Origin of the sequence: Sedimenticola selenatireducens (genome assembly GCF_963675335.2) — a bacterium.
Taxonomy (GTDB): domain Bacteria; phylum Pseudomonadota; class Gammaproteobacteria; order Chromatiales; family Chromatiaceae; genus Sedimenticola; species Sedimenticola selenatireducens.
This window is the reverse complement of record NZ_CAXXYC010000003.1, coordinates 1,268,330-1,282,934: the sequence shown is the minus strand read 5'-3', so window position 1 is coordinate 1,282,934 and position 14,605 is coordinate 1,268,330. Positions and strand designations below refer to the sequence as shown.

The following is a 14,605-nucleotide window of genomic DNA, read 5'->3' as shown; positions in this document are numbered from 1 at the left end:
GGTCATGGGGTGCAGGTCTATAAAGCCCACTTATTAAGTGTGTATATTTTTTAAACTTCAAGCTTATGGAACATAACGTCAGCCGCGCGCAACTACTAAGTGGGGATGTGAAAGGGGAGAAACAACCGTTTCGGCCTCCGTGGGCGGTTGCTGAGGTTGATTTCGTCGAAGTATGTAACGGTTGTGGTGATTGCGTCACTGCCTGCCCCGATAAGCTGATTATTGTCGGGCGCGGCAAGCTGCCCCGGATGGACTTTTCCCGGGGAGGGTGTGATTTCTGCGAGGACTGTCTGTCCGCCTGCAAGACCGGAGCGCTGGTCCAGGACCCTGAATCCGCCGAGCCTCCCTGGAAAATCAAGGCATCCATCCAGCCTGCCTGCCTCTCTCTGAATGCCGTCATCTGCAGATCCTGTGGTGAGGTATGCGACGAACGGGCCATCCGATTCAAGCTGGAGCTTGGCGGTGTAGCCAAACCACTACTGGATACTGATTTATGTACGGGCTGCGGTGCCTGTTTTACCGTCTGCCCCATCCGAGCAGTAACCCTTTGTTCAATAAACGAACCGTGCGTCCAAGCCGCATAAATTAAGGAGCGAATTACGACAATGAATATTTGCAGCGCCATTGTACATGCCAAGCCTGAAGTGGCGGGTGTCGTGCAGGCACGTTTAGAAGCATTCGAGGGAGTCGAAGTTCATGGTGGGGCCGAAGTGGGCAAGCTGATCGTTACCCTGGAAGGGGAAGGCGATGATGCATTGGCGGATACCATGGCCAAATTCAATGATGTAACCGGTGTAATCAATACGGTGATGATTTATCACTATTGCGGGGAAGAACCTGCTGATAAGGAGGTAATGAAGTGAAATTAACCAGGCGTGATTTCGTAAAGAGCAATGCGGCTGCAGCAGCGGCCGTGGCAGCGGGTGTAACACTGCCAGCCATCCAGGTGGCCAATGCCGCAACCGCCGACGGCGTGGATGCCGACGGTATTCGTTGGGATAAAATAGCCTGCCGCTTCTGCGGTACCGGCTGTTCTGTTCTGGTCGGCACCAAGGGCGGCAAGATGGTTGCCAGCCAGGGCGACCCGGACGCACCCGTAAACAAGGGCCTGAACTGTATCAAGGGGTACTTCCTGCCCAAGATCCTGTACGGAGAGGATCGTCTAACCCAGCCGCTGTTGCGCAAAAAGGGCGGGCAGTTTGCCAAAGATGGCAAGTTTGAACCGGTCTCCTGGGATGAGGCCTTCGATGTGATGGCGGAGAAATGGAAAGTCGCACTGAAGAAGGATATGGAGAAAAATGCCGGTCAGCCGGTTGACAAGATGACCTCCTCGGTCGGCATGTTCGGTTCCGGTCAGTGGACGGTATGGGAAGGTTATGCCGCATCCAAGCTGATGAAGGCCGGCTTCCGCTCCAACAACCTGGACCCCAATGCCCGCCACTGTATGGCGTCGGCGGTGGGAGCCTTTATTCGCGCCTTTGGTATTGATGAGCCCATGGGTTGCTACGATGACCTCGAGCATGCCGATGTATTCGTGCTCTGGGGTGCCAACATGGCGGAGATGCACCCGATTCTCTGGTCACGTCTGACGGATACCCGTCTGACCAAGCCGGATTGTGAAGTGCACGTGCTTTCCACCTACGAGCATCGCTGTTTTGAATTGGCCGACAACGGCATAGTGTTCCATCCACAATCGGATCTGGCAATCGCCAACTATATTGCCAACTACATTATTCAGAACAAGGCCTACAACGAAGACTTCATTGGTAAACACGTCAATTTCACCAAGACTCCAACCGATATCGGTTATGGCCTGCGCCCGGAACACCCGCTTGAGAAGGCGGCCAAGAATGCCGGTAAGGGCAAACTGGACAAGATCAGTTTTGAAGAGTATGCCGCTTCGGTCGCACCCTACACCGTAGAGAAGGCATCGGAGATTTCCGGTGTGCCGGTGAAGAACCTGGAGCAGCTGGCCAAGGTCTATGCCGATCCCAACAAGAAGGTCTCTTCCTACTGGACCATGGGCATGAACCAGCACACCCGCGGCGTCTGGATCAACGGCCTGGTTTATAACATTCACCTGCTGATGGGTAAGATATCAGAGCCCGGCAATAGCCCGTTCTCGCTGACTGGTCAGCCTTCCGCCTGCGGTACCGCCCGTGAAGTGGGTACCTTCTGTCATCGTCTGCCGGCGGATCTGGTGGTGGCTAATCCGGCCCATCGCAAGTTCTCCGAACAGGTCTGGAAACTGCCGGAAGAGACCCTGAACGGAAAGGTCGGCTTTCACGCGGTACTGATGCATCGCATGCTGAAAGACAGCAAGTTGAATACCTTCTGGGTGATGTGTAACAACAACATGCAGGCAGCCGCCAACCTGAACGAAGAGTCCTATCCCGGCTGGCGTAATCCGGATAACTTCATCACGGTTTCCGATCCCTATCCCACGGTCTCCGCCATGGCGGCGGATCTGATTCTGCCAACCGCCATGTGGGCGGAAAAAGAGGGCGCCTACGGTAACGCGGAACGGCGCACCCAGTTCTGGCGTCAACAAGTGAAGGCGCCGGGCGAAGCCAAATCGGATCTCTGGCAGTTGATGGAGTTCTCGAAACGCTTCCAGATGGAAGAGATTTGGCCGGCTGAACTGCTGGACAAGGCACCTGAGTACAAGGGCAAAACATTGTTTGATGTGCTGTATGCCAATGGTCAGGTGAACAAGTTCGAAGTTCAGGAAGTCAAGGACAGCCAGGGTAACGTCTACGAGAACGATGAGATGGTGCACTTCGGCTTCTATCCGCAGAAGGGCCTGTTTGAAGAGTATCGGATGTTCAACTCTGCAGACAATATCATCAAGAAGGGTCATGAAATGGCACCCTTCGAGGCCTACCATCAGGCAAGGGGTCTGCGCTGGCCGGTGATTGATGGCAAGGAGACCCTGTGGCGTTTCCGTGAGGGTTATGATCCGCATGTGGCCAAGGGTGAAGGTGTCAAGTTCTATGGCAAGCCTGACGGCAGGGCCAATATCATTACCGCACCTTACGAACCGGCCGCGGAAAGCCCGGATAAAGAGTTCGATCTCTGGCTCTGTACCGGTCGTGTACTGGAGCATTGGCACTCCGGCTCCATGACGCAGCGTGTGCCTGAACTGCATCGTGCGGTACCCGATGCCGTGGTGTTCATGCACAAGAAAGACGCCAAGGCGCGGAAGCTGCGTGATGGCCAGATGGCCAAACTGCAGACCCGTCGGGGCGAACTGCTTGCACGCGTGGAAACGCGCGGCCGTAACCGTCCTCCCGAGGGGCTGGTGTTTATCCCCTGGTTTGATGCGAGCCGTCTGGTTAACAAGTTGACCCTGGATGCAACCGATCCGCTGTCCAAAGAGACGGACTATAAGAAGTGTGCGGTGAAGATCGTCAAGGCGTAATGGGTGGTTGAAGGTTCAACCGGTGAAAATCGGTTGAACCGGCAAACTGGAATGGTGAAATACCGGATCGATAGCAGAGTAGTAATGAGATGTCAGATTCAGGTAATGGTACAGGCAAAGGCATCAACCGCCGGCAGTTTTTGAGTCAAACGCTCAAGACTGCATGTGGAGTGGGCCTTATGGGTATGGGACTCGGCTTTTATGCAAAACAGGCCGAGTCACTGCCGGCGATGGCAATCAGGCCACCGGGGGCACTACCGGAAGAGGAGTTTCTGGGTGCCTGCATTCGGTGTGGCTTGTGTGTGCGGGATTGTCCGTACGACATGCTGTCGCTGGGGCAGTTGGGGGATCAGGTGGCTACTGGCACGCCTTACTTTTATGCGCGGACCGATCCGTGTGAAATGTGTGAGGATATCCCCTGTGTTGTGGCCTGCCCGACCAATGCGCTGGACCATGGATTGACCAACATAAATGACGCCAGGATGGGTCTTGCAGTGTTGGTTGATCAGGAAACCTGTATTGCCTTTCAGGGATTGCGCTGTGAAGTCTGTTTCAATATCTGTCCGATTCGGGGTAAGGCGATTTCTTTGGAGTACGAGCACAACGTGCGTTCAGGAAAGCATGCGAGGTTTTTGCCTGTCGTGCATTCCGACGCTTGTACCGGCTGTGGACTCTGTGAAAAAGCCTGCATCCTCGAAGAGGCGGCAATCAAGGTTTTCCCAACCCATCTGGCGAAGGGAGAACTGGGCAGACATTATCGACTCGGTTGGAAAGAGAAGGAGAAAGCAGGAAAGTCGCTGGTAACACCGGACGTAGAGCACAAGTACAACCTTCCTGAAGGAGTGCGCTACGACCTGCAAGGTAAGGGCCTGATAGTGGAACCCGAGGGACAACAGACAAAGCCGTTTCCCTCAAATCCGCTGGATCGGCTTAACCGTGGACTGGAGGATCAATAATGGCTGACAAGTTAGTAGCAGGTACCGATGCCATTGCCGCCAAGGGCTGGTTCAAGGCCCATCAGTGGTTGATTCTTCGTCGTGCAAGCCAGTTGTCTATATTGGTTCTGTTCCTGCTGGGCCCATTGGCAGGTTTGTGGATAGTAAAAGGTAATCTGGCAGCCAGTATGACGCTGGATGTATTGCCGCTGACTGATCCACATGTCCTGTTGCAGTCGGTGCTGTCGGGTGTGGTACCGGAGTTGTCGGCTATTGTCGGCGTTGTCATTGTGATTGCCTTCTATCTGCTGGTGGGAGGAAGGGTCTACTGCTCCTGGGTATGCCCGGTAAACATAGTGACGGACGCTGCTGCCTGGTTACGTCGAAAACTCGGTATCAAAACCACTTCACAGATGGCGAAGTCGACGCGTTACTGGATGTTGGGACTGACGTTGGTCCTGCCTATTGTAACCGGCTCGCTGGTCTGGGAGTTGTTCAATCCGGTATCAATGTTGTTCCGCGGCATTGTGTTCGGGATGGGCATGGCATGGATTCTGATTGTAGGAATCTTCCTGTTTGATCTGTTCATTGCCAAGAATGGATGGTGTGGAAGGCTCTGTCCGGTAGGCGCGTTTTACAGCCTGCTGGGTGCCGGGAGTGCAATCAGAATCGTTGCGGCTGAGAGGGAGAGCTGTAACGACTGCATGGATTGCTTTGTGGTCTGTCCGGAGAAGCAGGTAATCAAACCTGCCTTGAAAGGGGCGGACAAGGGGATTGGGCCGGTTATCCTCTCTGCCAACTGCACAAATTGTGGACGCTGTATTGATGTATGTGCAAAAGATGTATTCCAGTTTGGGACCCGTTTTAACAACCTGATGGTGAACGCATCCGGAAAACAGCGAGACGACGGAGCGCAACATTCTGTCTGATCCTGGTTGATCAAGACCGTCAAATATCCGGATATCATGATTTAGAGCTTTATGGAGATCGAGATGAAAAAAGTAATCGTAACCCTAATGGTTGCCATGGTGACACTCATGTTCACCGGGGGCGCCTTCTCTGGAGTCACCTCGCTTCGGGGTGATAAGGATCTGACTGCAGGAGCGGACGAAAATCCGATGCGTAAGCAGGTCATCACCCAGGGTGCTGTAGAGCGCAGCTACAAGATCCAGCCACCAATGATCCCGCATAAGATTGACAAGGAGACCATCAATCTTAAAACGAACACCTGCATGAAGTGCCATTCTGAAAAGACCTATGAACAGAAAAAAGCGCCAAAGGCGGGTGATTCTCACTATGTGTCACGGGACGGTAAGGTTCTGGAGACCATTTCTACCCGTCGATACTTTTGTAACCAGTGCCATGCGCCTCAGCTAAATGCTGAGCCAATTGTTAACAATCAGTTCGAAGGTGCGAAGTAGGTACTAGTTGTAGGTGTTGAGCTTACCCCCGATTCAACCAGGGTGAGTCGGGGGTTATTTGTTGATCGAAAGCAATTACCTAAATGTCCTGGGTCGGTATGATTCCGAGCAGAGATAATAAAGAAGATATGGGGTCGTAAAATGAATAAGGGTGCTAAGCGTGGCGTATTAAGTTTGTTGGTAGTCGGCATCGTGCTGGGTATTGTTCTTTGGGGTGGTTTCAACACCGCCATGGAGGCGACCAATACCGAACAGTTCTGCATCTCCTGTCATGAGATGGAAGAGAATGTTTACCAGGAATTGCAGGATACCATTCACTTTACTAACCGAACCGGGGTGCGCGCTACTTGCCCTGACTGTCACGTACCCAAGGATTGGGTGCATAAGGTGGTGCGTAAAATCAAGGCCAGTAATGAGCTCTATCACAAGTTTATGGGCACCATTGATACACCCGAAAAGTTCGAGGCCAAGCGGCTGCAACTGGCGCAGAATGTCTGGAAGGCGATGAAGGATACCGATTCCCGTGAGTGTCGAAACTGCCACAACTTTGATTCCATGGACTTCACCCGCCAGGAGAGTCGTAGTGCTGATTCCCATGATGAAGCGATTGAGAAGGGCTACACCTGTATCGATTGTCACAAGGGTATCGCGCACTCACTGCCGGAGGGTTATGACCCGGCGGAAGACATGCCTGGTGAAGGTTGATCCCGATACAGTAAGTAAATGCCTGGCATGAAATGGTCCGGGCCGATTTGAACAATAGCCTGCTGGATTTGTCCAACGGGCTATTGTTTTTTAACTGATAACAGGAAACAATTGCATTTCACACGCCGGGATGAGAAACCATGACTGCACTCATTGATCGTTTTAATCGAAAGATAGAGTATCTGCGGCTCTCAGTGACGGATCGCTGCGATTTTCGTTGTTTCTATTGTATCCCGAAGGGATTTAAAGGCTTTACCGAAGTAGAGGATCGGCTGAAGCTGGATGAGTTTATCCGGCTGATCCGGGTGTTTAGTGAAATGGGTGTCAGCAAGGTACGGCTGACGGGTGGTGAACCGCTGATCCATAAGGACATCGAGGTGATGGTTCGGGGGATTGCCGCGCTACCGGATATCGAGGACTTCTCGATGAGTACCAACGCCTCCCATCTCGCGCAACACGCCCGGATGCTCAAGGATACCGGGGTAGGGCGTATCAATGTCAGTCTTGATTCCCTGAATTCGGAAGTATTTCGTCAGATTACCCAAGGGGACCTGAACAAGGTAATCGATGGGTTGATGGAGGCGAAGCGGGTCGATCTCTACCCGATCAAGATCAATATGGTGGTGATGCGGGACCTGAATCTCCATGAAGTGGGCGATATGGTGGATTTCTGTATTAAAAACCGGTTTACCCTGAGATTCATTGAAACCATGCCGGTGGGCGCTGCCGGCCAAGAGGCCCGGGATCGCTATGTGCCGATGGACGAGGTTCGACAGATTCTGGAACAACGCTTCAAGCTGGAGCCGGCACGCATGAAGGGGGCCGGACCTGCCAAATATTTCAAGATAGTTGATAAACGCATCAAGATCGGATTTATCACCCCCATGTCTCAGCATTTCTGTGAGGATTGTAATCGGGTGCGCCTCTCGTCCGAAGGTACGCTCTATCTCTGTCTGGGACAACAGGACAAACTGGAACTGAAACCGTTATTGCGCAAGGGACTCTCTGATGATCAACTGAAGGACGAGATCCTGGCGGCGATCCAGAGAAAACCGGAGAAACACGAGTTTAATACCAATCCTGACCAGGTGGTGCGTGTCATGTCCATGACCGGCGGCTGAAAATACAGATCATCCGCGCCAATGAGTGAACCAAAGACCATTGAGTGGTTTTACGATTTCATCTCCCCTTACGCCTACCTGGCGAGTCAGACCCTGGACCGGTTTCCCGCTGACGTGCGCATTATGCGCCGGCCAATTTTATTCGCTGGCATCCTGAAACAGTGGGAGACGCGGGGGCCGGGTGAGATTGCACCCATGCGCAAATTCACTTATCGGCAGATTGCCTGGTTGGCGGAAAAAAATACCATCCCGCTTAAATTTCCGCCGCTTCACCCGTTTAATCCACTGAAGCTGTTACGCCTGAATATTGCCCTGGGGGACGATCCGTCTATTGCAGACCGCCTGTTCAGGTTTGTCTGGGCTGAAGGAAAGAGTAGTGACAACCCAGCCGATTGGGCCTCATTACTCGATGATTTGGGATTGGACAGCAAACAGGCGGCGGATTTGGTGAGCGCACCCGATGTCAAGTCCCGGCTGATCGCAAACACCCAACAGGCGATCTCTCGGGATATATTTGGTGTGCCGGGATTTATCCTTGATGAGGAAGTGTTCTGGGGTTTTGATTCCATGCCGCTCATCAACGACTATCTGCAGGACCCCGCGCTTTTCAATCGACCTGCCATGCGGCAGGCCGATGGGGTGGGTGAGGGTATCAAAAGGGGCTGATGCCACTGTCTGTCAGTTCAGGGAAGCGTCTTCCTGAATGGTTTGACCGATATTTGCGAAAAGACACCTGTTTGAGTGTAGGGGTCGTCATCGGCCCAGGCCTTGGCCTCTTCCAGGCTGGCGAATTCAGCAATAATCAGACTTCCGCTGAAGCCCGCTGGTCCCGGGTCTTCACTATCGATTGCCGGGTGGGGGCCTGCCAATAGCAGCCGGCCTTCATTCTGTAGCTGCTTGAGTCGCTCCACGTGCTCGGGACGTGCCTGCAGGCGGGCCTCCAGGCTGTCTTCTCGATCCGTACCCATGATTGCGTAAAACACTCAACTCTCCTCCGGGGTTGTTTTCTGCTCTGGCTCGGTAATGAACTTTGCCAGATAGAAGGCTTGCAGGATGATAAACAGTATGGTCATTCCCATCATGCCAAAGAGCTTGAAGTTGACCCATGCTGCTTCGGAAAAATTGAAAGCCACGTATAGATTGACCACCCCCATGGCGACAAAGAACAGGGTCCAGGCCAGGTTGAGCCTGCTCCAGACAGGAGGAGGCAACGCAACGCTTTTGCTCATCATCCTCTCAACCAGCGGTTTGTTTCCGATGAACTGGCTGCCGAGAAACACGATGGCGAACAGCCAGTTAACTACTGTCGGCTTCCATTTGAGGAATAACGGATCCTGCAGATAGAGAGTCAGGCCACCAAACAGCAGCACCAGCAGCAGCGTGACCAAGTGCATCTTCTCAACCTTGTGATGCCGGAACCAGTTAAAACCCACCTGAGCGATAGTGGCGACAATGATGACCGCTGTCGCCACGTAGAAGTCATACATTTTATAGGCGATGAAGAAAAGTATGACGGGAAACAGATCGCTGAGAAACTTCATGATTTTATAATAAGGCCCGGCTGTTGATTGTGGCAGGATAACATAAATTGCCCAGATCCCAGCAGCAGAACGGCGCTTTTCAGTCTTGCACCCGCTTGTCGGTGTTGCAGCGGTAGTGAATCAATCTGCGACTCTTTAGGTTACAATGCGCGGATGAATGTCTGCTACGATCTCCATACCCACACCACTGCCTCTGACGGAACTCTGCCTCCCTCTGTGCTGGTGGCTCGCGCCGTGGCGGCAGGCGTTGATGTGTTGGCTGTGACTGATCACGACACCACCGAAGGGTTACTGGAAGCCTCGATAGCCGCCAAAGGCAGCGGGATCTGCCTGGTCACCGGTGTGGAGATCTCGGTAACCTGGGGTGGCCAGGTGGTACACATAGTGGGGCTGGGCTTCGATCCGGAGAATAAAACCCTGCAGGCGGGGCTTGCGGAACTGCGCCGTTTCCGTGGCTGGCGTGCGGAAGAGATAGGTAGGCGGTTGGAAAAACATGGGATTTCGGGTGCTTATGAAGGAGCAAAGGGATATTCCAATGGGCACCTGATCAGCCGTACCCATTTCGCCCGGTTCCTGGTCGAGCAGGGTTACGCTCCTGATATGCGCAAGGTGTTCAAGCAGTTTCTGACTCAAGGGAAACCTGGCCATGTCGCCGGCGAATGGGCTGATCTGGGCAAGGCTGTGGGCTGGATACACGGTGCGGGTGGTGAAGCGGTCATTGCCCATCCGGCTCGATATAGCATGACCAGAACCAAGCTACGACGCCTGATTGGCGAGTTTCAGGAGGCCGGTGGTGCTGCACTGGAAGTGGTCTCTGGAAGCCATAGCAGGGATGAGGCGTTCACCATGGCGAAGCATAGTCGTGATTTCTCCCTGCGGGCTTCCGTCGGCTCGGACTATCATGGACCCGAAACGCCCTGGGCCGACCTGGGTAAGCTATCCGCGTTACCGGATAACGCGGTTCCCATCTGGCGTGGCTGGCCCGATTTAGCAGTGTCGATTCCGGCCTGATTCTCTCCCATTTACTCATCTATCTTTTTGATTCATAACTCATGGCACAGTTTTTTCAGATACATCCCGAAAATCCGCAGTTGCGGCTCATACGCAGTGCGGTAGAGATCATTCGCCAGGGCGGTGTGGTGGTTTATCCCACTGATTCAAGCTACGCATTGGGTTGCCACATTGGCGACAAGGCGGCGATGGAACGGATCCGCACCATTCGTAAGCTGGACGACAAGCACAATTTCACCCTGGTCTGTCGCGATCTTTCGGAAATTGCCATCTATGCCAAAATTGAGAACCAGCACTACCGGATGTTGAAGAATCTGACCCCCGGTCCCTACACTTTTATTCACATGGCAACCAAGCAGGTCCCCCGGCGATTGCAGCACCCGAAAAGAAAGACTATCGGTATTCGTGTGCCGGATAATGCCATCGCCCAGGCACTGCTGGCAGAACTGGATGAGCCCCTGATGAGTTCTACGTTGATTCTGCCGGGCGAAGAGATGCCGCTGACCGACCCTTATGAAATGCGGGATATCCTCAGTCATCAGGTGGATCTGGTGATTGACGGCGGCTACTGCGGTTTTGAAGATACCACGGTGGTCGATATGGAAGGGGATGCGCCGGTGGTGGTTCGTGCCGGAAAAGGCGATATCTCCTTGTTCGAATCCTGAGCAGATGTCAGTCGAAATGAGACGGGTATAATCGATCGATGGAAGGTTTAACTACAACGCAACAACTCACCGTGCTGTTTCTTCCGGTGCTGTTTGCCATTACCGTACATGAAGCGGCACATGGTTGGATGGCGAAAAAACTGGGAGATCAGACTGCGAGTCTGCTGGGGCGCGTCACTCTTAATCCGCTGCGTCATATCGACCCTATCGGCACTATACTGGTGCCCCTGGCCATGTTCGCCCTCACCGGTTTTCTGTTCGGTTGGGCCAAGCCGGTACCGGTGGATGGCAGAAAACTCAGACAACCCAGGCGGGATATGGCTCTGGTGGCGATTGCCGGCCCCGGTGCAAACCTGATCATGGCAATTTTCTGGGCTGGAATGATTCACCTGGGAATAATCCTTGGCGATGATTATGCCTGGTTTGCTCTGCCCATGGTCTATATGGGCTCTGCCGGGATACTCATCAACGCCTTTCTGATGGTGTTGAACCTGATCCCGATTCTGCCGCTGGATGGGGGGCGTGTGGTCGCTTCCCTGTTGCCTCCACGTCTGGCCATGCAGTATGCGCGGCTGGAACCGTGGGGATTAATGATTGTGGTGGCCCTCTTGTTCAGCGGCTTGCTTGGCAGTGTTGTTCAACCGGGTGTGGGTCTGGTGCAGAGTTTCAGCACCTGGATAGTGGGTTTGAGCTGAACACTTTGCTAACCTGAATCGAATACCCGGCGGGGCGTGGGTATTTTTAGTTTTTATGACCGTTTTGTAATAAAAAAACATTAACTTGAGGTAAAAATCTTGAACTCTGTTCCTGCGCAACATGCCCGTATACTTTCCGGCATGCGACCGACCGGCCGTCTTCACCTGGGTCATTATCATGGTGTCTTGAAAAACTGGGTAGAACTCCAGCACGAATATGAGTGCTTCTTCTTCGTGGCCGACTGGCATGCCCTGACGACCCTCTATGACGATCCCAGTTCCATTCCCGAGAGCGTCTTGGAAATGGTGATCGACTGGCTGGCGGTAGGGGTGAACCAGGGAGAAGCGAAGATCTTTATCCAGTCCCAGGTGCCGGAGCACGCGGAACTTCATCTGCTACTCTCCATGATTACCCCGCTCGGTTGGCTCGAACGGGTGCCGACCTATAAGGACCAACAGGAGAAACTGAAGGAGAAGGACCTGGCTACCTACGGTTTTCTCGGTTACCCGCTGCTGCAGGCGGCCGATATCCTGATCTACAAGGCGGGTTTGGTGCCGGTGGGCGAAGACCAGGTGTCCCACGTTGAGTTTACCCGGGAGGTCGCCAGGCGCTTCAACCATATCTATGGCCGGGAGACGGGGTTCGAAGCGATGGCCGAGCAGGCCATTAAAAAGATGGGTAAAAAGAGTGCCAAGCTGTACAGTCGCTATCGCAAGTCCTACCAGGAGCAGGGCGATCAGGCGGCGCTTGATGCGGCCCGGGCTCTGCTGGACAGTCAACAGAATATCACGGTCAATGATCGGGACCGGCTGTTTGGTTACCTGGAGGGGAGTGGTCGCGTGATTCTGCCGGAACCCCAGCCGCTGTTGACCAAGGCCTCTAAAATGCCTGGGCTGGATGGGCAGAAGATGTCCAAATCCTATGGCAACACGATTGCCCTGCGGGATGATCCAGAGGTGATCGAAAAGGCGCTTCGCACCATGCCCACAGACACAAACCGGGTGCGTCGCACAGATCCGGGCGACCCGGATCGTTGCCCGGTATGGCAATTTCACCTCGTCTATTCGAATGACGGTGTCAAGACCTGGGTGCAGGAGGGGTGCCGCAGTGCCGGGATTGGTTGCGTGGAGTGCAAGCAGCCGGTTATCGATGCCGTGTTGCAAGAGCTGAAGCCGATCCAGGAGCGCGCACGGTCATTCGAGGCCCAACCGGACCTGGTTCGGTCGATCCTGGCGGAAGGGTGTGAAGCGGCGCGGGACATGGCCCAGTCCACCATGGTTGAGGTGCGCCACGCCATGAGCATGAATTATCGCTAGCCAAGGTTATTTGGATGGTTCAACGGATATGTTTCGGTGCAAATGATCGGAGTATCATGGACCACTGGATAACATTGTCGTCAGGAATATAATGCCAGATAAGGAACTGAATCTGCCGCTGCATCCCCATCCCGCACAGGAAGAGATGCCCTTTGCCGTGGTGCAGGGAGCCCCCTGGACCACAATTCCGAAGGACCTCTATATCCCGCCGGATGCGCTGGAGGTGTTCCTTGACGCCTTTGAGGGGCCGCTGGATCTGTTGCTCTACCTGATCAAGCGACAGAATCTGGATATTCTGGATATTCCGATTGCCCAGATCACCTCCCAGTACATGGAGTATGTTGATCTGATGAAAGATATCCGCCTGGAACTGGCGGCGGAATATCTGGTGATGGCGGCCATGCTGGCGGAGATCAAATCCCGCATGCTACTGCCCCGGCAGGAAGAGCTGGAAGACGAGGAGGGTGATCCGCGTGCCGAGCTGATCAGGCGATTACAGGAGTACGAACGCTACAAGCAGGCGGCCGAGGATATCGATAATCTTCCCCGAATGGGCCGTGACCTGTTTCAGGCAGAAGCCGAGGTGCCGGACCGGATCATTCAGCGGCGGCCGCCCGATGTGGACCTGCGGGAGATTCTGTTTGCCCTGAAAGAGGTCATGCACCGGGTCGATATGTTCAGTCATCACCATGTGCAGATGGAGGCGCTCTCGGTGCGGGAAAAGATGTCCGGCATCCTGGAGCGTATTAATGCCGAGAGTTTCACTGAGTTCACCCAGCTGTTTGATCCCACTGAAGGCCGCCTCGGGGTGGTGGTAACCTTTCTGGCGGTATTGGAACTGATCAAGGGGGCCTTGATTGATCTCATCCAGGCAGAAAGCTTCGGTCCCATTCATGTTAAGGCGGTATCCAAGGCGGAACACTAAACCGGGATGTGATGCGAAGCTGCCTGACAGCTTGTTATAAAAATTAACTGGGTGCCCCACCCGGAGCGTAAAATCGGACGGACCGAAATATCAATGATGGATAAACTGACACAGATCGTAGAAGCAGCCTTGCTGGCAGCCGGCGGTCCATTAACGGTTGAGCGACTGCAGGAGCTGTTCCTGGAGGACGAGCGGCCGGAGAAAAAGGATCTGCGTGAGGCAGTAGCCGCGTTGACTGAAGATTATTCCGGACGCGGTATCGAGATCGTTGAGGTGGCTGGTGGGTTTCGGATCAATGTGCGCGAGGAGTATGCACCCTGGGTGTCCCGCCTATGGGAAGAGCGTGCACCTCGTTACTCCCGGGCGTTGATGGAAACCCTGGCACTGATTGCCTATCGGCAGCCGATAACCCGGGGGGAAATTGAAGATATCCGCGGGGTCAGCGTCAGCAGCAACATAGTGAAAACCCTGCTGGAACGTGAGTGGGTCCGTGTTGTGGGGACACGAGATGTGCCTGGGAAGCCGTCACTCTATGCCACTACGCGGGAGTTCCTGAACTATTTTGGCCTGAAAAGCCTGGACGAGCTGCCAACTCTTCAGCAGATACGTGATCTGGACTCCATCAACCGGGAGCTGGAACTGGCTGAGCCGGGGAGTGAGATGGCCGGCGAGGCATCGATAGCCAATCTGGCGGAGTCTGCTGCATCAGCGTTGGGAGAAACATTCGATGACGAGAGTGCGGATGATGCCGCATTGTCAGTTGATCACCTGGCGGATGTCATTTCATTGCATACCGATGCCGCGCCTGTTGAGACAACGGACAAAAAGCCGGACTCGACCATTGATTT

General features: G+C 54.0%; 16 protein-coding genes and 1 pseudogene. 15 read left to right on the top strand and 2 right to left on the bottom strand.

What is annotated here, in order from left to right; translation table 11 throughout:
* Positions 1-65: 65 nt before the first annotated feature.
* The 9 genes from napF (at position 66) to ACHZBF_RS09595 (ending at position 8,269) form a co-directional block, all read left to right on the top strand.
* Positions 66-584: a ferredoxin-type protein NapF gene (napF, locus tag ACHZBF_RS09635; protein ID WP_273438299.1), complete on the top strand. Its 519-nt coding sequence runs from the start codon at positions 66-68 to the stop codon at positions 582-584.
* A 21-nt stretch (positions 585-605) separates the two neighbouring features.
* Entirely contained in the window at positions 606-863 is a 258-nt protein-coding gene (locus ACHZBF_RS09630) for a chaperone NapD (protein ID WP_288104205.1), read from the top strand.
* Positions 860-3,421 carry a nitrate reductase catalytic subunit NapA gene (gene napA, locus ACHZBF_RS09625; RefSeq protein ID WP_029134337.1) on the top strand — a complete coding sequence of 854 codons (2,562 nt, stop codon included), beginning with the start codon at positions 860-862 and terminating at the stop codon, positions 3,419-3,421. The genes ACHZBF_RS09630 and napA overlap by 4 nt, the downstream gene beginning before the upstream one ends.
* Before the next feature lie 89 nt (positions 3,422-3,510).
* Positions 3,511-4,377: a ferredoxin-type protein NapG gene (napG, locus tag ACHZBF_RS09620; RefSeq protein ID WP_029134338.1), complete on the top strand. Its 867-nt coding sequence runs from the start codon at positions 3,511-3,513 to the stop codon at positions 4,375-4,377.
* Positions 4,377-5,285 carry a quinol dehydrogenase ferredoxin subunit NapH gene (napH, locus tag ACHZBF_RS09615; RefSeq protein WP_051302476.1) on the top strand — a complete coding sequence of 303 codons (909 nt, stop codon included), beginning with the start codon at positions 4,377-4,379 and terminating at the stop codon, positions 5,283-5,285. The genes napG and napH overlap by 1 nt, the downstream gene beginning before the upstream one ends.
* A gap of 63 nt (positions 5,286-5,348) precedes the next feature.
* Entirely contained in the window at positions 5,349-5,777 is a 429-nt protein-coding gene (locus ACHZBF_RS09610) for a nitrate reductase cytochrome c-type subunit (protein ID WP_029134339.1), read from the top strand.
* A gap of 141 nt (positions 5,778-5,918) precedes the next feature.
* On the top strand, positions 5,919-6,482 hold the full coding sequence (locus ACHZBF_RS09605; RefSeq protein ID WP_029134340.1) for a NapC/NirT family cytochrome c: 564 nt from the start codon (positions 5,919-5,921) through the stop codon (positions 6,480-6,482).
* A 140-nt stretch (positions 6,483-6,622) separates the two neighbouring features.
* Entirely contained in the window at positions 6,623-7,603 is a 981-nt protein-coding gene (moaA, locus tag ACHZBF_RS09600; protein ID WP_029134341.1) for a GTP 3',8-cyclase MoaA, read from the top strand.
* Positions 7,604-7,624: 21 nt separating this feature from the next.
* Positions 7,625-8,269: a 2-hydroxychromene-2-carboxylate isomerase gene (locus tag ACHZBF_RS09595; RefSeq protein WP_029134342.1), complete on the top strand. Its 645-nt coding sequence runs from the start codon at positions 7,625-7,627 to the stop codon at positions 8,267-8,269.
* A gap of 17 nt (positions 8,270-8,286) precedes the next feature.
* Here ACHZBF_RS09595 and ACHZBF_RS09590 read toward each other — a convergent pair whose 3' ends face one another.
* Complete coding sequence (locus ACHZBF_RS09590; protein WP_029134343.1) at positions 8,287-8,586, bottom strand: YciI family protein; 300 nt, start codon at positions 8,584-8,586, stop codon at positions 8,287-8,289.
* On the bottom strand, positions 8,587-9,144 hold the full coding sequence (locus ACHZBF_RS09585) for a septation protein A (protein WP_029134344.1): 558 nt from the start codon (positions 9,142-9,144) through the stop codon (positions 8,587-8,589).
* 153 nt (positions 9,145-9,297) lie between these two features.
* Here ACHZBF_RS09585 and ACHZBF_RS09580 point away from each other — a divergent pair, with 153 nt between their 5' ends.
* The 6 genes and pseudogenes from ACHZBF_RS09580 to scpB all read left to right on the top strand — a co-directional run.
* The gene (locus tag ACHZBF_RS09580; RefSeq protein WP_321528289.1) at positions 9,298-10,155 is read left to right on the top strand and encodes a PHP domain-containing protein; all 858 of its coding nucleotides are present in this window, start codon (positions 9,298-9,300) and stop codon (positions 10,153-10,155) included.
* Positions 10,156-10,196: 41 nt separating this feature from the next.
* Complete coding sequence (locus ACHZBF_RS09575; RefSeq protein WP_029134346.1) at positions 10,197-10,820, top strand: L-threonylcarbamoyladenylate synthase; 624 nt, start codon at positions 10,197-10,199, stop codon at positions 10,818-10,820.
* A 38-nt stretch (positions 10,821-10,858) separates the two neighbouring features.
* Positions 10,859-11,515, top strand: coding sequence for a site-2 protease family protein (locus ACHZBF_RS09570; protein WP_321528288.1), 657 nt, complete (start codon positions 10,859-10,861; stop codon positions 11,513-11,515).
* Positions 11,516-11,614: 99 nt separating this feature from the next.
* Positions 11,615-12,832: a tryptophan--tRNA ligase gene (locus ACHZBF_RS09565; protein WP_029134348.1), complete on the top strand. Its 1,218-nt coding sequence runs from the start codon at positions 11,615-11,617 to the stop codon at positions 12,830-12,832.
* 91 nt (positions 12,833-12,923) lie between these two features.
* A complete protein-coding gene (locus ACHZBF_RS09560; RefSeq protein WP_051302478.1) occupies positions 12,924-13,757 on the top strand; it encodes a segregation and condensation protein A in 834 nt (277 codons plus the stop codon).
* A 93-nt stretch (positions 13,758-13,850) separates the two neighbouring features.
* Positions 13,851-14,465: pseudogene (scpB, locus tag ACHZBF_RS09555) on the top strand (SMC-Scp complex subunit ScpB); the annotation flags it as partial.
* Positions 14,466-14,605: the final 140 nt, after the last annotated feature.

Bases quoted from the DNA above. Each gene is read 5' to 3' on its own strand.
- napF (WP_273438299.1), top strand. From the start codon at position 66: ATGGAACATAACGTCAGCCGCGCGCAACTACTAAGTGGGGATGTGAAA.
- ACHZBF_RS09630 (WP_288104205.1), top strand. From the start codon at position 606: ATGAATATTTGCAGCGCCATTGTACATGCCAAGCCTGAAGTGGCGGGT.
- napG (WP_029134338.1), top strand. From the start codon at position 3,511: ATGTCAGATTCAGGTAATGGTACAGGCAAAGGCATCAACCGCCGGCAG.
- napH (WP_051302476.1), top strand. From the start codon at position 4,377: ATGGCTGACAAGTTAGTAGCAGGTACCGATGCCATTGCCGCCAAGGGC.
- ACHZBF_RS09610 (WP_029134339.1), top strand. From the start codon at position 5,349: ATGAAAAAAGTAATCGTAACCCTAATGGTTGCCATGGTGACACTCATG.
- ACHZBF_RS09605 (WP_029134340.1), top strand. From the start codon at position 5,919: ATGAATAAGGGTGCTAAGCGTGGCGTATTAAGTTTGTTGGTAGTCGGC.
- moaA (WP_029134341.1), top strand. From the start codon at position 6,623: ATGACTGCACTCATTGATCGTTTTAATCGAAAGATAGAGTATCTGCGG.
- ACHZBF_RS09595 (WP_029134342.1), top strand. From the start codon at position 7,625: ATGAGTGAACCAAAGACCATTGAGTGGTTTTACGATTTCATCTCCCCT.
- ACHZBF_RS09585 (WP_029134344.1), bottom strand. From the start codon at position 9,144: ATGAAGTTTCTCAGCGATCTGTTTCCCGTCATACTTTTCTTCATCGCC.
- ACHZBF_RS09580 (WP_321528289.1), top strand. From the start codon at position 9,298: ATGAATGTCTGCTACGATCTCCATACCCACACCACTGCCTCTGACGGA.
- ACHZBF_RS09575 (WP_029134346.1), top strand. From the start codon at position 10,197: ATGGCACAGTTTTTTCAGATACATCCCGAAAATCCGCAGTTGCGGCTC.
- ACHZBF_RS09570 (WP_321528288.1), top strand. From the start codon at position 10,859: ATGGAAGGTTTAACTACAACGCAACAACTCACCGTGCTGTTTCTTCCG.
- ACHZBF_RS09560 (WP_051302478.1), top strand. From the start codon at position 12,924: ATGCCAGATAAGGAACTGAATCTGCCGCTGCATCCCCATCCCGCACAG.